The 24,353-nt window shown below is 60.7% G+C and carries 15 protein-coding genes; 12 read left to right on the top strand and 3 right to left on the bottom strand.

All coding sequences use genetic code 11. From position 1 onward, the window contains the following. Window positions 1-105: 105 nt before the first annotated feature. From HFK74_RS00685 to HFK74_RS00725, 9 genes are all read left to right on the top strand, one after another. Entirely contained in the window at window positions 106-996 is an 891-nt protein-coding gene (locus HFK74_RS00685; protein WP_180201945.1) for a LysR substrate-binding domain-containing protein, read from the top strand. A gap of 325 nt (window positions 997-1,321) precedes the next feature. Beyond that, complete coding sequence (locus tag HFK74_RS00690; RefSeq protein ID WP_180201946.1) at window positions 1,322-2,251, top strand: amidohydrolase family protein; 930 nt, start codon at window positions 1,322-1,324, stop codon at window positions 2,249-2,251. Between the two features lie 4 nt (window positions 2,252-2,255). Then, window positions 2,256-3,161 (top strand): amidohydrolase family protein, encoded by a 906-nt coding sequence (locus HFK74_RS00695; protein WP_008059304.1) that lies wholly within the window; start codon window positions 2,256-2,258, stop codon window positions 3,159-3,161. Window positions 3,162-3,286: 125 nt separating this feature from the next. Then, window positions 3,287-4,672, top strand: coding sequence for a UbiD family decarboxylase (locus HFK74_RS00700; RefSeq protein ID WP_180201947.1), 1,386 nt, complete (start codon window positions 3,287-3,289; stop codon window positions 4,670-4,672). Further along, window positions 4,669-5,298, top strand: a complete 630-nt coding sequence (locus tag HFK74_RS00705; RefSeq protein WP_180201948.1) for a UbiX family flavin prenyltransferase — start codon at window positions 4,669-4,671, stop codon at window positions 5,296-5,298. The genes HFK74_RS00700 and HFK74_RS00705 overlap by 4 nt, the downstream gene beginning before the upstream one ends. Window positions 5,299-5,391: 93 nt before the next feature. Further along, window positions 5,392-6,438 carry a GTP-binding protein gene (locus HFK74_RS00710; RefSeq protein ID WP_180201949.1) on the top strand — a complete coding sequence of 349 codons (1,047 nt, stop codon included), beginning with the start codon at window positions 5,392-5,394 and terminating at the stop codon, window positions 6,436-6,438. Between the two features lie 88 nt (window positions 6,439-6,526). Then, window positions 6,527-7,888, top strand: a complete 1,362-nt coding sequence (locus tag HFK74_RS00715) for a nucleobase:cation symporter-2 family protein (protein ID WP_180201950.1) — start codon at window positions 6,527-6,529, stop codon at window positions 7,886-7,888. A gap of 12 nt (window positions 7,889-7,900) precedes the next feature. Further along, the gene (locus HFK74_RS00720; protein ID WP_180201951.1) at window positions 7,901-9,289 is read left to right on the top strand and encodes an amidohydrolase family protein; all 1,389 of its coding nucleotides are present in this window, start codon (window positions 7,901-7,903) and stop codon (window positions 9,287-9,289) included. Between the two features lie 139 nt (window positions 9,290-9,428). Further along, window positions 9,429-10,592 (top strand): XdhC family protein, encoded by a 1,164-nt coding sequence (locus tag HFK74_RS00725; protein ID WP_180201952.1) that lies wholly within the window; start codon window positions 9,429-9,431, stop codon window positions 10,590-10,592. On the opposite strand, the gene HFK74_RS00730 is transcribed toward HFK74_RS00725, so the two are convergent. The 3 genes from HFK74_RS00730 to HFK74_RS00740 all read right to left on the bottom strand — a co-directional run bounded on the left by HFK74_RS00730 (window position 10,589) and on the right by HFK74_RS00740 (window position 19,539). Beyond that, window positions 10,589-16,438, bottom strand: a complete 5,850-nt coding sequence (locus HFK74_RS00730) for a DUF3320 domain-containing protein (protein WP_180201953.1) — start codon at window positions 16,436-16,438, stop codon at window positions 10,589-10,591. The two genes, HFK74_RS00725 and HFK74_RS00730, sit on opposite strands and share 4 nt — an antisense overlap. Before the next feature lie 201 nt (window positions 16,439-16,639). Next, entirely contained in the window at window positions 16,640-17,914 is a 1,275-nt protein-coding gene (locus HFK74_RS00735; protein WP_180201954.1) for a Zn-dependent hydrolase, read from the bottom strand. A gap of 140 nt (window positions 17,915-18,054) precedes the next feature. After that, entirely contained in the window at window positions 18,055-19,539 is a 1,485-nt protein-coding gene (locus tag HFK74_RS00740; protein WP_180201955.1) for an NCS1 family nucleobase:cation symporter-1, read from the bottom strand. Window positions 19,540-20,080: 541 nt separating this feature from the next. On the opposite strand from HFK74_RS00740, the gene hydA reads away from it, so the two are divergent. The 3 genes from hydA to preA all read left to right on the top strand — a co-directional run bounded on the left by hydA (window position 20,081) and on the right by preA (window position 24,311). Then, window positions 20,081-21,520 (top strand): dihydropyrimidinase, encoded by a 1,440-nt coding sequence (gene hydA, locus HFK74_RS00745; protein ID WP_180201956.1) that lies wholly within the window; start codon window positions 20,081-20,083, stop codon window positions 21,518-21,520. A 148-nt stretch (window positions 21,521-21,668) separates the two neighbouring features. Next, window positions 21,669-23,036 carry an NAD(P)-dependent oxidoreductase gene (locus HFK74_RS00750; RefSeq protein ID WP_180201981.1) on the top strand — a complete coding sequence of 456 codons (1,368 nt, stop codon included), beginning with the start codon at window positions 21,669-21,671 and terminating at the stop codon, window positions 23,034-23,036. Then, on the top strand, window positions 23,037-24,311 hold the full coding sequence (gene preA, locus HFK74_RS00755; protein WP_180201957.1) for an NAD-dependent dihydropyrimidine dehydrogenase subunit PreA: 1,275 nt from the start codon (window positions 23,037-23,039) through the stop codon (window positions 24,309-24,311). It abuts the gene before it with no gap. Window positions 24,312-24,353: the final 42 nt, after the last annotated feature.

Consider the following 24,353-nt stretch of genomic DNA (forward strand, 5'->3'; position numbering starts at 1 on the left):
GAGAGCGGCCCGTCTTTGTGCAGGCCTGGTGCTCGATTATTGGGAGCCTTGGGAAAATCGGGCCAGCGACGATTTCTGCCATCCTGTGTAAGTAGGACTAACAGCATGTACAAGCGATACCCGTCGGTGCAGTCCATGAGTGCCTTCATCCAGGCCGCCCGCAGCGGCAGCTTCTCCAGCGCCGCGCGCAAACTGGACCTGACCCACAGCGCCATCAGCCAGCAGATCCGCTCCCTGGAGGACTTCATCGGCCAGCCGCTGTTCGTGCGTGAAGGCGGCGGCAGCAACCTGACCGATGCCGGGCAGCTGTTCGCCAGTGTGCTGTCCGACGGCCTGGCGCAGATCGACCGGGCGTTGTCCTCGGTGAAAAACCGCAGCGTGGCGCAACGCCTCACACTCGATGTGGACAGCGAACTGGCCCAGAGCTGGCTCAATCCGCGCTTGCCGCAACTGCTGGACCTGTTGCCCGAGCATGAGGTGGTGTTGCTGTCGATGCCGCGCTCGGACCGCAGCACGTTCGAGCGGGTGGACCTGGCCTTGCGCTACGGTTATGGCGATTGGGAAGACTGCGAGATGACACAGGTGTGTGGGGATCGGGTGATGGCGGTGGCCTCGCCTGAGCTGCTGGAGCGCCATGGTTTGCAGTTGCCGCTGAGCCCGGCGCAGATCCTTGGGTTGCCGTTGTTGGGGTATACGCGACGGTCGTGGATTCCCTGGCTGGATGCGGCGGGCATGCCTCCCGTCGAGCCTGCGGCGCGGGTGGTGTTCGACAACGCGGCGAACCTGATTGCCGCCGCCGAGGCAGGGGTTGGCGCCGGATTGGTTCGGGGTTTGCTGGCAGCGGATGCGTTGCGCTGCGGGCGGTTGGTGGCGCTGAACGAGGCGCAGATTGCAGCGCATTACAACCTCTACGCCGTATGGCCACCGGGGCAAGCCGAGCGGGTGGCGCCGGTGGTTGAGGCGGTCCAGCAGTTGGCTTTGCATACACAATCCTGATGCCATCGCCAGCAGGCTAGCTCCCACAGTTGACTGCGTTTATACAGGTGGAACACATTCCCCTGTGGGAGCTAGCCTGCTGGCGATGAGGCCCGCCCAGTCAACACGAAACCATATCGAACACGTATCAACCCCTCGCCCAATTAATATTGTACGAACCGCACACCCCCTTCCAATACTTCCCCCCAAGCAGCCAGCGTCCCGAGCCGGATGCGACCAGGCGAGGGAATGCGCGAGTCTTTGCGCATAGAAATGGCCGATTGCCCGGACGTGGCTGCTAGCGAACCGCAAGGTTCCCTTACCCGCTATCAGGAGATCGACTTCAATGATCATCGATATCAGTTGCTATCCCACCGATCTGGTGGACCTCGCCTGGAGGCATGACGGTGACCCGTTCACCGGCGAGCGTCTGCTGCAGATGATGGATGGCCCGTACATGGTCAACGGCAAACCTCGCCGCATCGACAAAGCCTTCATCCAGCCGCCGCAGGGCAACACCATCTACACCTGGACCGACGGTGAACTCAGCGGGCGCGAATCCATCGACGCCTACATGGCCTACACGCTGAAAATGGTCCAGACCTACCCGGATCGCTTCATCGGTTGCTTCGTCTACAACCCGCGCTGCGGCGTGGAAAACGGCGTCGAGGCGATCGAGCGCTACGTCACCGAGCACGGTTTCAAGATGGTCCAGATGCAGGCCAACATGCACGCCTACCGTCCTGACCGCGCCCTGGACTGGGTGCGCCCGGCCTTCGAGAAATGTGCCGAGCTGGGCATCCCGGTCAAGCTGCACACCGGCGACGGGCCATACAGCATCCCCTCGGAATGGGTGCCGATGATCAAGGAGTTTCCCAACGTCGATTTCATCATGGCCCACTTCGGCGTGCAGACCGGCGGCGTCTACGTGTTCGAGCCGATGCAATGGGCGATGGAGTTGCCCAACGTCTACTGCGAATCGGGCTGGTGCCTGCAATCGCGGATCGTCGAGTTCGCCAAGGTCTTGCCCACCCACAAGATCCTCTTCGGTACCGATACGCCGCCGAACGAACCGGGCATGTGGCTGCGCCTGCTGGAAGTGCTGTGCCACGAACCGCCGCAAGGCCTGAACCTCGACGAAGACACCCTCGAGGAGTACCTGGGCAACAACACCGCCCGGATGATCGGCCTCGAACCGACACCGCCGCCGCGCTCCGTTTCCGAAGCAGAGGCGCAACTCAAGCGTCCCGTCACCACGCAACTGGCCAGGAGCTGAACCGATGATCATCGATACCCATCTGCACCCCACCAACCTGGTCGACGAGGCCTGGCGCCACACCGGCGAACCCTTCACCGGCGAGCGCATGCTCAAGCTGATGGACGGCCCCTACATGATCAACGGCAAGCCGCGCCGGATCGACATGGGTTTCATCCAGCCACCGCCGGGCAACACCGGCTACCGCGACGGCAACCGCCGTGGTCGTGAAGGCGTGCGTGACTACATGTCCTACGTCGCCGAGCTGTGCGTGAAGTACCCCGACCGTTTCATCGGCAACTTCAACTTCAACCCGCGCTGGGGACCGGAAAACGGTGCGGCGGAGCTGGAATTCCACATCAAGGAATACGGCTTCAAGATGCTCAAGCTGCACGCCAACATGCACGGTTATCGCCCGGACCGGGCGCTGGACTGGCTGCGCCCGGCGATGAAGGTGTGTGCCAAGTACAACATCGTGGTGCTGATCCACACCGGCGACGGCCCGTACACCATTCCGACCATGTTCTACCCGATCATCCGCGAGTTCCCGATGGTCAATTTCATCATCGGTCACTTCGGCATCCAGACCGGTGGCAACTACTCGTTCGAAGCGTTCTGGATGGCCATGGACACGCCGAACGTGTACTGCGAATCCGGCTGGTGCTTCCAGTCGCGGATCGTCGAGTTCGCCAAGGACCTGCCGCGCAACAAGATCGTGTTCGGCACCGACTCGCCGCCGAACGAGCCGGGCATGTGGCTGCGCGAGCTTGAGGTGCTGTGCTCGCCCGCACCACAGGGCCTGGGCATCGACGAGGACCATCTTGAGGATTACCTGGGCAACAACATCGCAAGGTTGTGCGGCATCGAACCGACGCCGCCACCCAAGGACCTGGCGGAGGCGGACATTCGCCTGACCACCACCTACCTGTAGCGCCCCCCTTGTAGGAGCTGGCTTGCCAGCGAAGAGGCCCGTAAGTCGTGCTCTGCTTTTGCGGGCGCCTTCGCCGGCAAGCCGGCTCCTACAAAAAACCGCACCGTTTTTTAAGAGGTGAAACCATGACCCATTCGACGCTCGGGGCCTCTCAGGATTTTCACGTATTCATCGACGCCTATCGCCAGCAATACCCGGACGATGTGCTCAGCGTCCCGCATTCACTTTCAGCCGATCAGGATGTCACCGCCCTGGTCGATGCGCTCGCCTCCCAGGGCCGCGATCCCTTGTTGATCTGCGAAAAAGTCGGCCACTTCGGCGCCCCGGTGGCCACCAACCTGTTCGCCTCCCGAACGCGCATCGCCCGAATGTTCGGTGTTGCCCCGGCGCAACTACACGAGACCTTCCAGCAACGCGCCAACCACCCCATCGCCCCGCGGTACGTCGAAACCGGCCCCGTGCTGGACGAGATCTTCGAAGGCGAAGCCGTGGACCTGGCGCTGCTGCCGATGCTCAAGCATTTCGCCAGTGATCGCGGCCCCTACATCACCAACGCGATCATCATTGCCGAGGACCCGGTCAGTGGCATCGCCAACATGAGCTACCACCGCTCGATGCGCCACGCCCGGCAGACCCTCGCCACCAGCCTGCACTCACGCGGCCACCTGTGGCGCATGCTGCAAACCGCCCGCGAGCGCGGCGAGGAATTGCGCGTGGCCATGGTGGTCGGCGCGCACCCGTTGTTCATGCTCGCGGCAGCGGCACGGCTGCCATTCGGCAGCGATGAGCGCGCAGTGGCGGGCGGTTTGTTCGGCGCACCGCTGGAGTTGGTGAAGACCCCACGCTACGGCATCGGCGTCCCGGCCAGTGCAGAGTTTGTCCTGGAAGGTGCGATCGATCCGGCGGCCTATGCCGAAGAAGGTCCGTTCGGTGAGTTCAGCGGCTACTCCTCGGATCGCTCGACCAACAATGTGCTGCGGGTCGATACCCTGATGCGGCGCAAGGACGCCTGGCTGGTGGACGTGGTCGGTGGCCGCTACGCCGAACACCTGACCCTGGCGCGCCTGCCCCGGGAAGCGGAAATGAGCGAGAAACTCAAGGCGCGCTTCCCCGCCGTCACCGCCGTGCACTACCCCAATTCAGGCACGCATTTTCATTGCTACGTCGCCCTGGAACAAAGCCGCGACGGCGAAGCGCGGCAGATCATGCTGGCCCTGCTCGGCTGGGACCCGTACCTGAAAACCGTGATCGCGGTGGACAGCGACATCGACATCAGCGACGACAGTCAGGTGCTGTGGGCGCTGGCCACGCACTTCCAGCCGCACCAGGACATCTTCGTCATCGATGGCTTGCCTGGCAGCCCGCTGGACCCGTCTTCATCCGTCGACGGCACCACCTCGCGCATGGGCCTGGACGCTACCCGCGGTTCGGGATTCGACGGGATCAAGGCGCAGCTGGACCAGGACGTGCTCGACCGCGCCCGGCAACTGCTCGCAGGCCTGCAATCATGAACCGCCAGCGCATGGTGGTCGGCATCAGCGGTGCGTCGGGTTTTATCTACGGCGTGCGCCTGCTGCAATTGCTCGCCGAGCTCGACATTGAAAGCCACCTGGTCATCAGCCGCGCCGCGCTGCTGACCATGGCCCACGAAACCGATTACAAACTGGCCGACGTCACCGCGCTGGCCAGCCACTACCACCGCGCCGACGACGTGGCCGCCGGGATCGCCAGCGGTTCGTTCCGCTGCCTGGGCATGGTGGTCGCGCCCTGCTCCATGCGCACCCTGGCGGAAATCGCCACCGGCACCTCTTCAGGCCTGATCGGCCGGGCCGCCGACGTCACCCTCAAGGAACGTCGCACCTTGGTGCTGATGGCCCGGGAAACCCCGCTGACCCTCGCCCACCTGCGCAACATGACGGCTGTCACCGAGATGGGCGGCATCATCGCGCCGCCCGTTCCGGCCTTCTACGCCCGCCCGCAAGACCTTGCGCAAATGGTCGATCACAGCCTCGGCCGCGTCCTCGACCTGTTTGGCCTCGACGCCGGCACCGCGATGCGCTGGGGAGAACACACAAAACCCTGTGGGAGCGAGCCTGCTCGCGATAGGGCAATTACATCCAATAACCCTGTTGGCTGACACGCCGCCATCGCGAGCAGGCTCACTCCTACAAAAAAGCAGCATCCCTCCAAATTCATTGTGCACTGGTCAATTGTTATCAAGGAGCATCACATGAACACCCCCTTCAACGCCCCAACCCCCAACACCAAAATCCCGGTGACCATCCTCACCGGCTTCCTCGGTGCCGGCAAAACCACCCTGCTCAACTACATCCTCAAGCAAAACCACGGGCGCAAGATCGCCGTGATCGAAAACGAGTTCGGTGAGGTCGGCATCGACGGCGACCTGGTGCTCAGCTCCGAAACCGAAGAAATCTATGAGATGGTCAACGGCTGCGTGTGCTGCACCGCCGAGGTTCGGGAAGACCTGGTGCGCATCGTCCGTGAACTGGTGGCACGGCCGGTGCGACTCGATCACATCCTGATCGAGACCAGTGGCCTGGCCGACCCGTACCCGGTGGCCCAGAGCTTTTTCATCAACGACCCGATCGCCGATGAAGTGGAACTCGACGCCATTGTCACCATGGTCGATGCCAGGCACATCGCCCAGCACCTGCACGACCTGCAACTCGATGGCGTGGACAACCAGGCGGTGGACCAGATCGTCTGCGCCGACCGCATTGTCATCAACAAGGTCGATCTGGTCAGTGACGCTGAAGTAGCGGCCCTGAGCGAGACCATCCGCGGGCTCAATGCCACGGCCGACCTGGTGACCTCCAGTTATGCCGAAATCGACCTGTCGAAAATCCTTGGCATCGGCGCCTTCGAATCCACGCAGAAACTCATGGAAATCGGTGCCGACCACGATCACCACGCCGATGACCATCACCACGAACATGACGAACCCGACCATGAGCACGACCCGAGCGTGACCTCGGTCGGCATCGCCGTGGATGGCGCGGTTAACCTGGGGGACTTTCACCGCTGGATCACAAAATTGCGCACCGAGCAGGCCGACAACCTGTATCGCATGAAGGGCGTGCTGGCAGTGGCCGATCAGGACCAGCGCTACGTGCTGCAAGGGGTGCACAGCCTCGTCGAGTTCCGTGCCTCCACCCCATGGGGCGCCGAACCGCGCTCCAGCAAGATTGTGTTCATCGGCCGCGACCTGGACCGCGCGGCCCTGAACCAGGGCTTTGCCGCCTGCCTGGCAGGCTGAAAAAGGCATCGGAGCCGGTGGATGGCGGTTCCGGGCACAGAACGAGTACCCCTCTTTACCGAATAACAACAGCTAGAGGTGATTCTCCATGTCGTCAGCCAATACCCCCGCAACGTCCTCCATCCACCCCGTCGACCGGGTTCTGCCGGTGCGGCAAATGCTCACCCTCGGCCTGCAGCACATGGCCGTCTCGTACATCGGCGCCATCGCCGTGCCGTTGATTGTCGCCAGCGCCCTGAAAATGTCCCAGGCCGACACGGTGGTGCTGATCAGCACCACGCTGTTCTGCTCGGGCATCGCCACCCTGCTGCAAACCGTCGGTTTCTGGAAATTCGGCGTGCGCCTGCCGATCCTCCAGGGCGTGGCGTTCAGCAGCGTGGGGCCGGTGATCGCCATCGGCACCAACCCGGACGTCGGTTTCGCCGGGGTCTGCGGCGCGGTGATCGGCGCGGGGATTTTCACCATGTTGATCGCACCGTTCGTGGGTCGATTACGGCGCTTTTTCCCACCGGTGGTCACCGGTTGCATCGTCACCGTGATCGGCCTGCAGCTGTTTCCGATTGCCTATGAGTGGGTCGGTGGCGGTCGCCACGCCAGTGATTTCGGCGCGCCGGCGTACCTGGCCGTCGCGGCGGTGGTGTTGCTCAGCATCCTGCTGGTCAACCGCTACGGCAGCCCGATGCTGCGCAACATGGCGGTGCTGGTGGGCATGCTGGTGGGCGCGGCGCTGGCCTACGGGCTGGGCATGGGCAGTTTTCACAGCGTGCAGGAGTCGCCGTGGCTCACCGTGCCCTACCCGTTCTACTTCGGCCTGCCGACCTTCAGCCTGATTCCCATTGCGACCATGGTGGTGGTGATGATCGTGCAGATGGTCGAATCCATGGGGCTGTTCGTCGCCATTGGGGACATCGTCGATAAACCGGTGGAAGAGAAACAGGTGATCAACGGCCTGCGCGCCAATGGCTTGGCGAGCACCATCGCCGGGATGTTCGCGGCGTTCCCGTTCATTGCCTTCATGGAAAACGTCGGGCTGGTGATCCTCACCGGTGTGCGCAGTCGCTGGGTAGTCGCCATCAGCGGCTTGCTGATGTGCTCGGTGGCGCTGGTGCCCAAGGCCGGGGCGATCATCGCCTCGATGCCGACCGCGGCCCTCGGCGGTGCCGGGATCGCCATGTTCGGCGTGGTGGCGGCAGCAGGGATCCAGACCCTGGCCAAGGTCGACTATGAGCGCAACCGCTACAACGTGCTGATCGTCGGCTTCACCATCGCCGCCGCCCTGGTGCCGGTGCTGGCCCCGGCCCTGTTCAAGCAATTGCCCGAATGGTCGCAGCCGTTCCTGCACAGCAGCGTAGTGATCGCCTGCCTGGTGTCGGTGCTGCTCAACGCCACCCTCAACGGCGTCAGCGTGCCTGATGCCGCCGCCAGTGAATCCGCCACCCACAGCCTCTGACTGGAGCCGACCATGACTCAACTGCAAAACATCCTGATCAAGAACCCCGTGGCGGTGATGACCGGCCTGCGTGGCCCGCGGGCCAGGGCCGGTGCCGTGGACATCCGCATCGTCGACGGGCGCATCGCCGAAATGGCCCCGGGCCTTCAAGCGCAACCCGGCGAGCGGCTGATCGATGCGCGCCACGCGGTGGTGTATCCGGGCTGGATCAACACCCACCATCACCTGTTCCAGAACCTGCTCAAAGCGGTCCCCGAAGGATTGAACCAGGACCTGCAAGGCTGGCTGGCCAGCGTGCCCTACCCGCGCCTCAACCGCTTCACACCGCAGCTGGCGCGAATCGCCGCTCAACTGGGCATGGCCGAACTGCTGCTGTCGGGTGTGACCACCTGCGCCGATCACCATTACCTCTACCACGCCAACGGCACCACCGAGACCGGTGACCTGCTGTTCGACATGGCCGATCAGTTCGGCCTGCGTTTCGTGCTGTGCCGGGGCGGCGCGCTGGAGTCGGCCAGCGCCCATCCGGGGTTCTCGAAAACCGCGCTGCAACCGGAAACCCTGGACCAGATGGTGGGTGACATCGAACGGCTCAAGTCGCGCTATCACCAGGACACCCCGGATGCCATGCGCCGGGTGGTGGTCGCGCCGACCACACCGACTTTTTCGCTGCCGCCGACACTGCTGCGCGAACTGGCCCACAGCGCCCGCGGCCTCGGTTTGCGCCTGCACACGCACCTGTCGGAAACGCAGAACTACGTGAATTTCTGCCGCGAGAAATACAACTGCCTGCCGGTGGAATTCGTCGCCGAACACGAATGGCTCGGCCCGGACGTGTGGTTCGCCCACGCGGTTCATATGCAGCCCGGTGAAATCCGCATGCTTGCGCAAACCGGCACCGGCATTTCCCATTGCCCGGTGAGCAATGCGCGCCTCGGAAGCGGCGTCGCACCGGTGCCGCAGATGTTCGAGGCCGGGGTGCCGATTTCCCTTGGCGTGGATGGCGTGGCCTCCAACGAGTCCGGCAGCATGGTGGGCGAAGCGAACACCGCGTGGCTGATTCACCGGGCGCAGCAAGGCGCCTCGGCCACCACCGCCGAAGATGTCATCCACTGGGGGACGGCCGGCGGTGCCCGGGTGCTGGGGCTGGGTGCGGTGGGCACCCTGGAAATCGGCCAGGCGGCGGACCTGGTGATCTACGGTCTGGACCATCCACGCTTCTTCGGTTTCCACGACATTGCCGTCGCCCCGGTGGTGGCGGGTGAGCCGATCTCGGTGAAGTACAGCCTGGTCGGTGGCCGGGTGGTGGTCGATAACGGCGTGATCCCGGGGCTGGACATGCAGCGGATGCGGGCCGAAGCGTGGGATGGGGTGCGGCAGTTGATGAACATCGACGACTAACCCACCACCCCACATCCCTGTAGGAGCTGGCTTGCCAGCGAAAGCGGTGTGTCAGTTAGCAGAGAGTTGCCAGACCTGCTGTCTTCGCTGGCAAGCCAGCTCCTACAAGGGATCTCCGTCATTTTCAGGAACAATTGCCATGTCCGGCCTCAATGATCTTCTACAAGCCATCGACACCGCCGCCCACCACGGCGAAGAAAGCATCCTCGCCACCGTGGTCAAGGTGGAAGGCTCGGCCTACCGCCGTCCCGGTGCGCGGATGCTCATCCCCATACACGGCCGCACCGTCGGCACCGTCAGCGGCGGTTGCCTGGAACAGGACCTGGCAAAAAAAGCCTGGTGGCTCACCGATTCCGGCGAACCGGTGGTGCGCCGCTACAGCACGGGAGCCACCGAGGACGAAGACGACGAACAAAGCGCCCTGACCTTTGGCCTGGGTTGCAACGGCACGGTGTTCGTCATGCTCGAACGCCTTCGGGCGAAATCACCTTCCCCGGCCATCGAACTGCTGCGACGGGTGCGCGACAGCCAACAACCGGCCGCCATGGCCACGGTGATTGCCAGTTCCCGCGATGCATCGGCTCGGGTCGGTGACCGCCTGCTGTCAGACACCGAGGGCAGCCTGCGCAACCTTCAACTGAACGAGGCGATCCGCCGTGACCTGCACAAGACCCTGGCGCAGAAAAAGTCCTCGACACGGCTCTACAGCAACGCCCGTGGCGAGGTCGAAGTGTTTTTCGAGTACATCGCCCCGCCGCCTCGCCTGGTGATTATCGGCGCCGGCCACGATGCACAGCCGCTGGTGCGCATGGCCAAGTTGCTGGACTGGCACGTCAGCGTCGTCGACAGCCGCAGCCATTTCGCCCGCGCCGAACGTTTCCCGCAAGCTGACGCCGTTATCCTTGCCAGCCTCGACAACCCGTTCGACCTGGCCCCGCTGATCGACGGCGCCTTTGTGGCGGTGATGACCCACAGCTACCGCCAGGACCGCCATTGGCTGGGGCTGGCGCTGCAAGCCGCGCCCGCCTACATCGGCCAACTCGGCCCCAGGGAGCGCACCGAACGCCTGCTGGCGGAAATCGGCCCGGGACGCTCAGCGCTGCACTACCCGATGGGCCTCGACCTGGGGGGCGATGCACCGCAGAGCGTGGCGCTGGCGATACTCGCCGAGATGACGGCGGTGATGAATCAGCGCCAGGGCGGGATGCTGAGGCATCGGGGCAAACCGATTCACCAGGTGGATCTTGTGGTCAGTGAAAAGCTTGAGCCGTCAGGTATATGCCCGCTGGCAGGTGCCACCTAGAGACCTGTTCCTGACTTCATCACCAACTCTATCCGCTCACGTGCCGCACTCGTCAAACGCTTCAAACCGAATGCCTTGGCGATCTCGTGCGGTCTGTCACCTGCCGAAATCAAGGACGCGACGACCAGTAATTCTTCAGCTGCAATCTCTTCTACTGACCGAGCATCATTTGACGCGCCTGCAATCCGATAACTATTCCAGCCAGCAACGTCGCTTTCAGAATGCCAGACGAACAGACCTTCGACGGGGTCGCTCCTCAGGTGATGATTTTTTTCCGTCAGATCCAGTACCCGTTCACGAATCAGACGTCCAGAGCGCTGAAAACCATGAGCCCTGGCAATCCGCTGAACCAACAACGAATCGAGTATTGGAGCTTCTTGAACTAACACATGAGCAATCAAATCTGAAAGAACAGCGTCGTACTCTTGAGAGTAAAAGGCGTCGGCCTGAATCCGGTCACTCACATTCGTGAAGTCTGTGGCGCGATACTCGCCCTTCATTGCAGGCTTGGCGGGAGCAGCAAACGCGCCGGCAATCCTGATTTCTGCCTTCTCGTCAACGAGCCGATCCTGCGTGGAAGGACTGGCAATCGCCTCTGTCTGTTCCACGGTAGCTTCTGCCGACGGCGTCTGTACCAGGAGCAGATGAGGAACAGGTAGATCTTGAGGCTGTGCTAGCGCAGGGACTGCGCGCGATTCACTCAACAGACTCTCGAGTGATGCATGCAAACGATCAAGCGCACCAGACTTGTCAATCCACCACTCGGTAGACCACAGTCGAACCAGTTTCCACCCCAATCCTTTAAGGATGGCGCCTCGAACCTTGTCACGATCTCTGGCTGTTGCTGCACTGTGATAAGTCGCGCCATCGCATTCGACACCGGCGAGATAGTCGCCCGGTCGATCCGGATGGACGATCCCCAGGTCAATTCGGAAACGAGATACACCAATTTGAGGCACAACCTGCCAACCCTTGCGTCTCAGTCCTTGAGCAACAGCTTCTTCAAAGGGCGAATCATAGCCACCTACAGATCCCTGCACCGCCTCGGCAAGCGCCTTTGGTCCACGTTGGGCAAACTCGATAAAGTGCTTCAAATCGCGTACAGCCCGGGCGTTGGTGCGGTTCAAATCGACCATTGACGCGTCGAAAGATGAAAAAACCAACATTTCCCTGCGCGCACGTGTAATCGCGACATTCAAGCGGCGCCACCCACCCTCTTTGTTCAAGGGACCGAAGTTCATCGACATGACCTGGGCACCGGGTTCGGTCGGACCGTATCCAATACCCAACATGATCAGATCTCGCTCATCGCCTTGTACAGTTTCCAGGTTTTTAACAACGACAGGTTCGGCGATATCATCCTGGAAGAACGGCTCGATCTGCGGAAACTGCTGACGCGCCCGGTCCAACAAATCGGTAATCAGTCTCTGTTGATCAGTGTTGAGCGTAATGATCCCGATGCTATGACCGGCAGCGACAAAGGCTGGGTCCAACAAACGCTTCACGGTTTCAGTAACGATAGCCTCGGCTTCTGCCTGATTGTGTCGCCCTTTACCCTTCGCATAAACGCCATCGACACGTCGCCATTCCACAGCGCTTGCGCGGGTCTCTGATGCCGGGAAAGTAATCAGGTTACTGTCGTAGTAACGGTGGTTTGAAAATGCAATCAGACTTTCATGACGACTACGGTAGTGCCAGCTAAGGCTGTGGCTTGGAATACCCGCGCCGAGACACTCATCCAGGATACTTTCCATATCTTCCGACGTATCATCCTCTGTCGCGGACGCAGCACGATTGAAGAAGTTCGTCGGCGGCATTTGTCGGGGATCTCCCGCAATCACGACCTGCTTGCCTCTTGCAATCGAACCGATGGCATCCCAAGGCGCGATTTGCGAAGCCTCATCGAAAATAACCAGGTCGAAAAGAGCCAGGTCCGTCGGTAGATACTGTGCAATTGAAAGCGGACTCATGAGCATGCAAGGGGCAAGCTTCGTCATGGCGTCCCCCATCTCGACAGCCAGTTGTCGCACGGGTTTGTGGCGTCGGGACTTCTGCAACTCGTGCTTGAGAATGCCAAAGCCACCCTGCTTGCCAATCTCGTTTTTCGATGGAATCACACCACACAGCTTCGCTCGTATGTACCGCACTGTGAGTTTGGACAAATCCTCATCAAGACGCACAAACGCCTCAATGTCGCTTGCGTGCTCGGCAGGTACGAAGTTTCGCAGCAACGGCTGGGCATCAATCATCACGGTCGCAAACCAGCGAGCGTAGGCAGTTTCGAAAGCATTGACAGTGCCACCTTCAGGCAATGCGTTCGACGCCAACGCATCACTTAAAGGTTGAAGCCCCGACGCTACCGCCTCCTCCCTGACTCGACACCAATCACACCAGGCCTTCAGCTTGGATTCCTGACGGATGATTGCATTGGCAGCCTCCAGCAGAGATTCGATTGTGAGCTTTTGCGCAATTGGCCGGTTGCCCAAATCGTTGAATCGCTTGGCAGTTTCGTTGAAGTCAGCGAATGCATTTTTCAACTGCTGCAATGCCGAAGCAATAAATCCGCCACCGCCTAGTAACTCATTGGCTTTTACGACAAGCTTTTCAGTCGCTGCGCGCAAGGAAATCAAATCTTCGGCAGACTCGGCTCTGGCGCTGATCATCGTCCTTAGACGTTCACCCAGCTCGCACGCTTGAGCCATGGTTGGCGCATCACTGGACACGCCGTTCCATCCAGGCACGGAACTCACATCCGCAGCCAGGCCGTCCAGCGCGGTAAGCAGGTTACGCAGCTCGTTGAGCTTGAGCAGGTCCGACTCGACTTGCGGAACTCCGACGGCGCCCCCTGCCATCGCCAGATTCTTGGCGACCTTATTTTTACCAAGCGTCGCCAGGAACCAGAATCTGGCCTTCGCCGTATCCCAATCGTTTTTGACCTGTTCAAGGTTGATAGTGCGACAAGCGTCTGGCGCATACCGCAGGGACAGCGACTGCTCGATCTCTCGATATTCTGCGAGTAATTGAGCAGCTTTTTTGGCCGCACCGATCTTCGCGCTCGCGTTCAGCGTGAAGACAAATGAAAGATCAATGCCGTGGGTATCCATCAGGACCGCGACAAACTGGACCAGTCGTTCGATATCCTCGCTACTTGCAACCGCCAGTGGAAGGTCGGTTGCTTTCAGCAAACTGGTGCTGGCGACCTTGAGTCGCTCGATGGCGCCCGGAAGATCACTCGCTGCAGCAACAATTGCTTCCTGCCATCCGTTCGACCAATCCGTAGGGGCCAACAGTGAAAAGCTTGCAGACAGCTCTCGTGCAGCCTGGCTATTGAGATCGAGGCGTCTGGCGACATCGTGCAACCGAGCGTAAGCCTGGGCGTCGTGAGTTGTTCCCTCTGGCCATCCAATACGCGGTATCGAGGCATGGCCATCGCGAACAACCCGGCCAATGGCCTGGTGCACGGACAAACCGTTTGGTGCGCGACGATGCAACAGCTCAACCACTTCATTGAGTCGATTTCTCAGCGTATGCAGCTTCGCCGTTTCCGCTGTCCACTCTTCAGCGGTCAACGCATCACGAACGTCCCACGCTCGCTCAAGTTGCTTGAGCACTTCAACTTTTGACGTCTTGCTCGAATGGAGTTCAAGACAGAATTCGCCTAACCCCTGTTCTTCAAGTCGACGATAGACCACGTCCAGCGCCGCCATTTTCTCAGCGACGAACAAGACCCTGCGACCCAGGGCAAGGTTGTGCGCAATCATGTTTGCAATGGTTTGGGATTTACCGGTACCGGGAGGCCCGTCGAGTACAAAGTCACAACCACTGGCCGAAGCGACCACGGCCGCCAACTGAGAAGAATCCGCCGGTAACGGTGTAAAAAGATCGGCCGGGTTGACCTTCCTGTCCAGTTCGTTGGGTTGAGGAAAGTCACCCGCCGTCGAATAACCTTCACCGCCAATGCTTCTTTCCAACAGGTGCTTGACCATGGGGCTTTTCAGAAGCTGTTCCGAACGCGCCGCCAAATCCTGCCACATCAGGTATTTCGCAAAGGAAAAAGTCCCCAGCACGAGCTCCGTGGTGACTTCGAATCCCGGCACATCCCTGATCGCGCGTCTGACCGTATTCCAGATGCCGGCTACATCGATACCATTTTCATCGCTTGGAAGCTCCCCCTCCAACCCCGGGATGGCCAACTCGAAATCGTGTCGCAGCAACTCGAGCAATGTCAGGTTGAAGCGCGGCTCATCCTCAAGCAGCGTCATGGTCACGCCCGACAAAGCGCTTTTACGGTCAAGCTTCACCGGTAGCAGAATCAAGGGAGCTGAATAACTCTTCGGATCGTCTGCCGACTTTTTCCATTTCAGAAAACCGAGGGCAAGAAACAGCGTATTTGCGCCCCCCTCATCAAGATCGCTCCGGGCTTTGCGATAGAGATCGATCAACGCGACTTCAAGCTTGCTCTTTTCCAGGGTGGCAAGTACTTCGCCTCGAGACAGCGCCGTCCTGGCATACTCATCGCGCAAACTTTCACTGTTCTGTTGCTCATAAAGAGCAGCATCTCGCCCGCCCGCTTCGAGATCTGGCACGGAAACAATACGAATACGCTTTCCGCTGGCAAGCTGATCCTCCAATTGCGCCGGTTCAGGACAAATCAGTCGGACACCCTTTGCGTTATCGGGCAAGTGCAGGAGCCGGTTGCGCGTGGTGAGGTCAAGAAGTTTGCGCTGCCAAAGCGTTAACTTCCCGGCAGGGGAATCTGCATCCGTAGATATCTCAATGTCGAAGCCAGGCAAAGGGGGAGCTTCTTCCAAAGACTCTGATACTTCTTGCGATTCTTCAGGGGGACCGGATTTAGGCACAGACACCGACGACGCCAAAGGTCGGATGCGCTGCATACGCGCCCGATGTATATCAATGGCCATGATGAAGTCTTCATCATTGATTTGCCGTTCTGCATTGCTTATTGCCTGGCTGAAACCCGGCACAGGAAAACGGGTTGCGAGCGTCGTTTCAAATACGAGCAATTCTTTCAAGTCGATACGCTTACGTACCGCGCTGGCTTCGTCCGTAATGAGCTGAGAGAACTCTTGTGGTTGAAGCCAGGCACCAACAAACGCATGCCCTTTGGTCATGATCAACAGCGCATTCAACCCGGCCTGCTCCAGAGCTGCCGCGAAAAGCAATGCCGTATCCAGGCACGTCGCTACACCGCCCTCCAGAACAAGGCCTGGCGTTCGAACCTTTTGCCCCTGGGTTTCAAAGCTTGCGGGGGGTAACGCATAACTCAGCCTTAACCCGCACACAGCCGACCATATCGCGGAGGCCAGTTCCCACGTCCGGGTCCTGGATTTGCTTTCGTATCCGTCAATGCCATCTGCCTTTCCTGCACGACGCAAAACGTCCGATGCAGACTTCAGGATTCGATCGACCGCAGGGTCATTCGGCATGGCAAACGCGGGCAGCAGCTCTGGCATGGAGTTGATACCGCCCCATTCATTTTTTGCCAGAAGCTCAACCGCAAATGATTGGCTGAAGAGCGTTTCATCTTCGCAGCGAAGACGCAGAACGACGGTTGCCGCAAGACTTTCTGCAAGGTCAGCAAGATAGCCGGCATTAAGCGCCAGATTGCGCTCAGAAATATGAAGCGTCGAACCTTTAGCCAGACGGTCCAGGCGCCACGTTTTACCTTCGAGAAAGGGAGGATCTGCCACCAGTTCCAGCTCAAGATCGTTGAAATCTGTCTCACCGTTGTTGTGTACCGTCAGCTCACGCAGAACCGGCACAGCATTTTGGTGGGAAGCGAAGCCAATTTTGTTGGCAATCACCCCCTCGATCTTGATGGTCATAAACCATTACTCCATGGTGAACTTGACAGCACGACTGTTAATACATGCACAAATAGCGGGCATACTCCCCGACACACAGGATTTTTGAAACTGCTTTTTTTCTGAATATCGTGGTTTTTCACCCACCTATAAAAAAACGGCCGCAAGGCCGTTTCTTTTATTGAAGTATTTACACACCCAATAGGGTAATCCGCTACCTGCTTAATTGACGCCGGCCACCGCCGCCGAAGCCGCCAGCATCGCCCGCAGTAGCACCGCGCACCCGGCCGCCAGGTCATCCGGGGCGGCATTCTCGATTTCGTTGTGGCTGATGCCACCTTCGCACGGCACGAAGATCATCCCGGCCGGGCCCAGTTCGGCAAGGAAGATTGCGTCGTGCCCGGCGCCGCTGACGATGTCCATGTGCGACAGGCCTAGCCCTTGGGCCGCGCCGCGTACCGCTTCGACGCAGACCTTGTCGAAGTACAGCGGCGGGAAGTCGGCGGTGGGAGTCAGTTCATAGGTCAGGCCGTGTTCTTCGCAGGTGGTCTCGATGACTTCGCGCACTTCGGCGATCATCGAGTCCAGTCGCGCCGGTTCCAGGTGACGGAAGTCCAGGGTCATGCGCACCTCGCCGGGGATGACGTTACGCGAGCCGGGATAGGCTTGCAGGCAACCGACGGTGCCGCAAGCGTGAGGCTGATGTCCGAGGGCCGCGCGGTTGACGGCGCCGACGATCACCGCTGCGCCGACCAGGGCGTCCTTGCGCAGGTGCATCGGCGTGGGACCGGCGTGGGCCTCTACGCCGCGCAGTTTCAGGTCGAACCATTTCTGTCCGAGGGCGCCCATGACGACGCCAATGGTTTTGCGTTCATCCTCGAGAATCGGGCCTTGCTCGATGTGCGCCTCGAAATAGGCACCCACGGCGTGGCCACTGACTTTGCGGGTACCCGCGTAGCCGATGGCGTTGAGTGCTTCGCCTACCGTCACGCCCTCGGCATCGACCTTGGCCAGGGTTTCTTCGAGGGTGAATTTTTCGGCAAACACGCCGGAGCCCATCATGCACGGGGCGAACCGCGAGCCTTCTTCGTTGGTCCACACCACCACTTCCAGCGGCGCTTCGGTCTCGATGCCCAGGTCATTGAGTGTGCGCAGCACTTCGACGCCGGCCAGCACACCGAAGCAGCCATCGAACTTGCCGCCCGTGGGCTGGGTGTCGATGTGGCTGCCGGTCATTACGGGTGGCAGGTCCGGATTGCGCCCCGGGCGGCGGGCGAAAATATTGCCGACGGCGTCGATGCTGACGGTACAGCCGGCCTCCTCGCACCACTTCACGAAGGTATCGCGGGCCTGGCGATCGAGGTCGGTCAGGGCCAGGCGACAGACGCCGCCCTTGACCGTGGCGCCAAGCCTGGCCAGTTCCATGAGCGACTGCCACAGGCGGTCGCGATTGATGTGCTGATGGGTCGATTGCAGAACGTCTACGGCTGCGTTCATGGGGATCTCCTCAGGCTGTTCTTATAAATTTCTTCAGGCAATTTAGTGGTGTGCTGTAGGTCGTCTTCGCTGGCAAGCCAGCTCCTACAGGGAATCGCGATCCCTTGTAGGAGCTGGCTTGCCAGCGAAGGGGCCCTCCCTCACACCGCAGATTTCGCCACGGATGGGCTGGGCCGCATCGCGCACAACCCGTAATAAATCAACCCACCCAGGGCCGAGCCGGTAAACCAGCCATAGCTGTAGAACCAGCTGAACACATCGCTTCCCAGCGACAGCAGCGTCAACACCACCGGCACCCCGAAGGCGATAAAACCGTTCCAGTTCCACGCCGGATACACGTCGTCACGGTAAAGCCCGGCCAGGTCCAGCTGCTGTTTCTTGATCAGGAAATAGTCCACCACCATGATCCCGGCAATCGGCCCCAGCAGGCTGGAATAGCCGAGCAACCAGTTGGAATAAACCGTTTCCAGGCTGAGGTCGGAAACGATCAGGCCGAGTTTCTTCAGCAGCTCATGGGCCATCAGCGCCAGCCCGACCAACCCGGTGAGCATCACCGCCTTGGTCCGGTTGATCGCCTTGGGGGCGATGTTCTGGAAGTCGTTGGTGGGCGATACGATGTTGGCCGCGGTGTTGGTCGACAGCGTGGCGATGATGATCAGCGCCATGGCCAGCGCCACCCAGACCGGGCTCTGGATATGGCCAATCAGGGTCACCGGGTCGGACACCGTGACACCCACCAGCTTCACCGAGGCAGCGGTCATCACCACGCCCAGGGAGGCAAACAGGAACATGGTCAGTGGCAGGCCGATGATCTGCCCGACAATCTGGTCTTTCTGGCTTTTCGCGTAGCGGCTGAAGTCGGGGATGTTCAGCGACAAGGTGGCCCAGAACCCGACCATCGCGGTCAGCCCCGCCGCGAAGTAACTGGCCACGCCCGCGCCTTCTGGACGCTTGGCCGGGATCGCCAGCAGCTCGGTCATCGACACATTGGGCATGGCCCACACCAGCAACCCGACCCCCACCAGCACCAACAGCGGTGCCGAGAGGGTTTCCAGCCATTTGATCGACTCGGCGCCGCGAATCACCACCCACAGGTTCAGCGCCCAGAACACCATGAAGCCGATGACCTCGCCGGTGCCGCCCAGGGATTTCCAGCCCTCGAACACCGAGCCCAGGAACAGGTGGATCGCCAGGCCACCGAACATGGTCTGGATGCCGAACCAGCCACACGCCACCAGGGCGCGGATCAGGCACGGGATGTTGGAACCGAAGATGCCGAAGGACGAACGCAGCAACACCGGAAACGGGATGCCGTACTTGGTGCCGGGAAACGCGTTGAGCGTCAGCGGGATCAATACGATGATGTTGGCGAACAGAATCGCCAGCAGCGCTTCACCGACACTCAGGCCGAAGTACGCCGTCAGCACCCCGCCCAGGGTGTAGGTCGGCACACAAATCGCCATGCCCACCCACAACGCCGTGATGTGCCATTTGTTCCAGGTTCGTTCGTGCACCTTGGTCGGTGCTATGTCGTGGTTGTAACGGGGACTGTCGAGGACATCGCTGCCGGCTTCCAGCTCGAACAAGCCGTCGCGCTCGTTCACTTGCGATCTGATCTGTTGCATGGCCGCTCCACTGATCTTTGAATTATTTTTGCTCATCAGGGGCTGGCGGCTTCAATAAACGTGCCGGTTGCCCCGCTTGCGCATCGGGCAGTTCCATAAACACTTTGTAAACAACTGATGTTTATCAGTTTTACTGGATCAACCGGGCAGCCCTCGGTAAATGGTCATGCCATTGGTCCGCCAAGTTGTCCGAACAGTCAGGACTCAATCTGGTGCATCGATGTTTTTCTCACGGTCGCGCATCAACCATAGACCATCCTCAAACGGCTGATTTCACATAAGAAATCTTGACCATATTTAGATCCTGTCAAGTGCGTCAAAATGGTGAGCGGCCTCACCATTTTGGTGATTTGAGTTATTTATCGTTATTTATCAATTGGTTAAAACAGACATAAGCTTATAAAAAATATTCTTGCTCATTCCAATAACTCAGACTAGCTTTTATTCCTGACAGCGCTGACAGGAATACTCCGGTTATCGCTGGCCTCATATAAAACATCTAGAACCGGCATCAGCCGGTCATGCCTGCGAGGAACTCGGAATGTCTCTGTTGATCCGTGGCGCCACCGTTATTACCCATGATGAAAGTTATCGCGCCGATGTGTATTGCGCAGACGGCGTGATCAAGGCCATCGGCGAAGACCTCGAGGTTCCCGCAGGTGCCGAGATACTCGACGGCAGCGGTCAGTACCTGATGCCCGGCGGCATCGACCCCCACACCCACATGCAACTGCCCTTCATGGGCACCGTGGCCAGCGAAGACTTTTTCAGTGGCACGGCGGCGGGTTTGGCCGGTGGTACCACGTCGATCATCGATTTCGTGATTCCCAACCCGCAGCAGTCCCTGATGGAAGCCTTCCATCAGTGGCGCGGCTGGGCCGAGAAGTCGGCATCCGACTACGGCTTCCATGTCGCCATTACCTGGTGGAGTGACCAGGTTCGCGAAGAAATGGCCGAGCTGGTCATTCATCACGGGGTCAACAGCTTCAAGCATTTCATGGCCTACAAGAACGCGATCATGGCGGCGGATGACACCCTGGTGGCGAGTTTCGAGCGCTGCCTGGAACTGGGCGCGGTGCCGACCGTGCACGCGGAAAACGGTGAGCTGGTGTATCACCTGCAACGCAAACTCATGGCCCAGGGCATGACCGGGCCCGAAGCGCATCCACTCTCGCGCCCCTCACAGGTGGAAGGCGAAGCCGCGAGCCGCGCCATCCGCATTGCCGAAACCCTTGGCACGCCGCTGTATCTGGTCCACGTCTCGACCAAGGAAGCCCTCGACGAAATCACCTACGCCCGCGCCAAGGGCCAACCGGTCTACGGCGAAGTGCTGGCCGGGCATCTTCTGCTGGACGACAGCGTCTACCGGCACCCGGACTGGCAGACCGCCGCCGGTTACGTGATGAGCCCGCCGTTCCGCCCTCGCGGTCACCAGGAGGCCCTCTGGCACGGTTTGCAGGCGGGCAACCTGCACACCACCGCCACCGACCACTGCTGCTTCTGCGCCGAGCAGAAAGCCGCCGGCAAGGACGACTTCAGCAAGATCCCCAACGGCACCGCCGGCATCGAAGACCGCATGGCCGTGTTGTGGGATGAAGGCGTGAACACCGGGCGTTTTTCGATGCAGCAATTCGTCGCACTGACCTCCACCAACACCGCGAAGATCTTCAACCTCTACCCACGCAAAGGCGCGATCCGCGTCGGCGCCGATGCCGACCTGGTGCTGTGGGACCCGCAAGGCACGCGGACGATTTCCGCCAAGACTCATCACCAGCAGGTCGACTTCAACATCTTCGAAGGCAAGACCGTGCGCGGCGTGCCAAGCCATACCATCAGCCAGGGGCGCGTGGTCTGGGCCGATGGCGATCTTCGGGCTGAACGCGGTGCCGGGCGCTACGTCGAACGGCCGGCTTATCCGGCGGTATTCGATTTGCTGAGCAAGCGGGCTGAGTTGAATCAGCCTACTGCTGTTAAACGCTGAAAGCGGCCTTCGGCCTTTCGCTGGCAAGCCAGCTCCTACAATTTGAAATGCGCTCCCCTGTAGGAGCTGGCTTGCCAGCGAAGAGGCCGGTACAGGCACAAAAATGCCCATCAGAGGCAGCACCTCCATCACCGTGAGGCCAAATACCGTGATCAAGACCCTGACCCACCTCCCGCATCCCGCTGAGAGCGCGGCCGCCCTCGCCGGCCACTTCACCGACCTGGCACCGCCACTCAACGATCGCCAGGCCCACCTGGAAGCCTCGCGCTGCCTGTATTGCTACGATGCGCCCTGCGTGAATGCCTGCCCGAGCGAAATCGATATTCCCTCGTTCATCCGCAACATCCATCAGGACAACGTGCAGGGCGCGGCGCAGAAAATCCTCTCCGCCAACATCCTCGGTGGCAGTTGCGCCCGGGTCTGTCCGACCGAGATTCTTTGCCAGCAAGCCTGCGTGCGCAACAACGCCCATGAATGCGCGCCGGTATTGATCGGCCTGTTGCAACGCTACGCGGTGGACAACGCACATTTCAGCCAGCACCCGTTCACCCGTGCCGCCGCCACCGGCAAGCGCATTGCCGTGGTTGGTGCCGGCCCCGCCGGGTTGTCCTGCGCCCACCGCAGTGCGATGCACGGCCATGACGTGGTGATTTTCGAGGCCAGGGAAAAGGCTGGCGGCCTGAATGAATACGGGATCGCCAAATACAAACTGGTGGACGACTACGCACAGAAGGAGCTGGAGTTCCTGCTGCAAATCGGCGGGATCGAAATCCGCCACGGGCAAAAACTGGGAGAAAACCTCAGCCTTAGCGACCTGCATCAACAATTCGACGCGGTGTTCCTCGGCCTAGGCCTGGCAGCCAGCAAACAGCTGGGCCTGGCGCATGAAGACGCCCCCGGCCTGCTGGCTGCCACTGACTACATCCGCGAACTGCGCCAGGCCGATGACCTGAGCCAGCTGCCGCTGGCCGACCACTGCATCGTCCTCGGCGCCGGCAACACCGCCATCGACATGGCGGTGCAGATGGCGCGGCTCGGCGCCCACGACGTCAACCTGGTCTATCGCCGTGGCGTCGAGGACATGGGGGCGACCCACCACGAACAGGACATCGCCAAGGCCAATCAGGTACGCCTGATGACCTGGGCTCAACCGGAAGAAGTCTTGCTCGATGACCAGGGCCAGGTGCGCGGCATGCGATTCGCCCGCACCCATCTGGTTGAAGGCCGCTTGCAAACCACCGGTGAAACCTTCGAGCTGGCGGCCGACGCGATCTTCAAGGCCATCGGCCAGGCCTTCGACAGCAGCGCCCTCGCCGATCCGCTGGCCCGGGAACTCAAGCGTGAGGGTGAGCGCATCCAGGTGGACGAACACCTGCGCACCAGCATCCCCGGCGTGTATGCCGGCGGCGACTGCACCAGCCTCGACCAGGATCTCACCGTGCAGGCAGTACAACACGGCAAACGTGCCGCCGAGGCGATTAACGCGCAACTGATGCTCAACGTGGAGGCTGCATAAATGGCCGATCTGTCGATTATCTTCGCCGGCATCAAGTCCCCCAACCCGTTCTGGCTGGCCTCCGCGCCGCCGACCGACAAGGCCTACAACGTGGTCCGCGCCTTCGAGGCCGGCTGGGGCGGCGTGGTCTGGAAAACCCTGGGGGAAGACCCGGCGGCGGTCAACGTTTCGTCACGCTATTCGGCGCACTTCGGGGCTAACCGGGAGGTACTGGGTTTCAACAACATCGAACTGATCACCGATCGCTCGCTGGAAATCAACCTGCGGGAAATCACCCAGGTCAAGAAGGACTGGCCGGACCGCGCGCTGATCGTGTCGCTGATGGTGCCCTGCGTCGAAGAATCCTGGAAACACATCCTGCCGTTGGTGGAGGCCACCGGGGCCGACGGCATCGAGTTGAACTTCGGTTGCCCCCACGGCATGCCCGAGCGCGGCATGGGCGCGGCGGTCGGCCAGGTGCCGGAATACGTCGAGCAGGTCACCCGCTGGTGCAAGACCTATTGCTCATTGCCGGTGATCGTCAAGTTGACGCCGAACATCACCGACATCCGCGTGGCTGCCCGCGCGGCACACCGTGGCGGCGCGGATGCGGTGTCGCTGATCAACACCATCAACTCGATCACCAGCGTCAACCTGGAGCGCATGGTCGCCAATCCGATTGTCGGCAGCCAAAGCACCCATGGCGGCTACTGCGGCTCGGCGGTCAAGCCGATCGCCTTGAACATGGTCGCCGAAATCGCCCGCGACCCGCAGACCCGCGGCCTGCCCATCAGCGGCATTGGCGGCATCGGCAACTGGCGCGATGCCGCCGAATTCATTGCTCTGGGCAGCGGTTCGGTGCAGGTGTGCACGGCGGCGATGCTGCATGGTTTCCGCATCGTCGAGGAGATGAAGGACGGCCTGTCACGCTGGATGGACACCCAGGGCTACAACAGCATCGCCGAGTTTTCCGGGCGCGCGGTGGGTAATACCACCGACTGGAAGTACCTGGATATCAACTATCAGGTGATCGCGAAGATCGATCAGGAGGCGTGCATTGGTTGTGGGCGCTGTCATATTGCTTGTGAGGACACCTCGCACCAGGCGGTGGCCAGCCTCAAGCAGGCGGACGGTACCCACAAGTATCAAGTGATCGAGGATGAGTGCGTGGGCTGTAACCTGTGCCAGATCACCTGTCCGGTGCAGGACTGCATCGAGATGGTGCCTGTAGACACTGGCAAGCCGTTTCTGGACTGGAATCATGATCCGAGGAATCCGTATCATGTCGCGGTTTGAGTTCATCGGCGTCTGAACGGACGCTTTCGCGAGCAGGCTCGC

Origin of the sequence: Pseudomonas sp. SbOxS1 (genome assembly GCF_013416725.1) — a bacterium.
Taxonomy (GTDB): Bacteria; Pseudomonadota; Gammaproteobacteria; order Pseudomonadales; family Pseudomonadaceae; genus Aquipseudomonas.

Excerpts from the sequence above, each read along its gene's own strand:
- HFK74_RS00735 (WP_180201954.1), bottom strand. The coding sequence starts at position 17,914 with ATGAACGCAGCCGTAGACGTTCTGCAATCGACCCATCAGCACATCAAT.
- HFK74_RS00705 (WP_180201948.1), top strand. The coding sequence starts at position 4,669 with ATGAACCGCCAGCGCATGGTGGTCGGCATCAGCGGTGCGTCGGGTTTT.
- HFK74_RS00690 (WP_180201946.1), top strand. The coding sequence starts at position 1,322 with ATGATCATCGATATCAGTTGCTATCCCACCGATCTGGTGGACCTCGCC.
- HFK74_RS00725 (WP_180201952.1), top strand. The coding sequence starts at position 9,429 with ATGTCCGGCCTCAATGATCTTCTACAAGCCATCGACACCGCCGCCCAC.
- HFK74_RS00740 (WP_180201955.1), bottom strand. The coding sequence starts at position 19,539 with ATGCAACAGATCAGATCGCAAGTGAACGAGCGCGACGGCTTGTTCGAG.
- HFK74_RS00695 (WP_008059304.1), top strand. The coding sequence starts at position 2,256 with ATGATCATCGATACCCATCTGCACCCCACCAACCTGGTCGACGAGGCC.
- hydA (WP_180201956.1), top strand. The coding sequence starts at position 20,081 with ATGTCTCTGTTGATCCGTGGCGCCACCGTTATTACCCATGATGAAAGT.
- HFK74_RS00730 (WP_180201953.1), bottom strand. The coding sequence starts at position 16,438 with ATGACCATCAAGATCGAGGGGGTGATTGCCAACAAAATTGGCTTCGCT.
- HFK74_RS00685 (WP_180201945.1), top strand. The coding sequence starts at position 106 with ATGTACAAGCGATACCCGTCGGTGCAGTCCATGAGTGCCTTCATCCAG.
- preA (WP_180201957.1), top strand. The coding sequence starts at position 23,037 with ATGGCCGATCTGTCGATTATCTTCGCCGGCATCAAGTCCCCCAACCCG.
- HFK74_RS00700 (WP_180201947.1), top strand. The coding sequence starts at position 3,287 with ATGACCCATTCGACGCTCGGGGCCTCTCAGGATTTTCACGTATTCATC.
- HFK74_RS00715 (WP_180201950.1), top strand. The coding sequence starts at position 6,527 with ATGTCGTCAGCCAATACCCCCGCAACGTCCTCCATCCACCCCGTCGAC.
- HFK74_RS00720 (WP_180201951.1), top strand. The coding sequence starts at position 7,901 with ATGACTCAACTGCAAAACATCCTGATCAAGAACCCCGTGGCGGTGATG.
- HFK74_RS00710 (WP_180201949.1), top strand. The coding sequence starts at position 5,392 with ATGAACACCCCCTTCAACGCCCCAACCCCCAACACCAAAATCCCGGTG.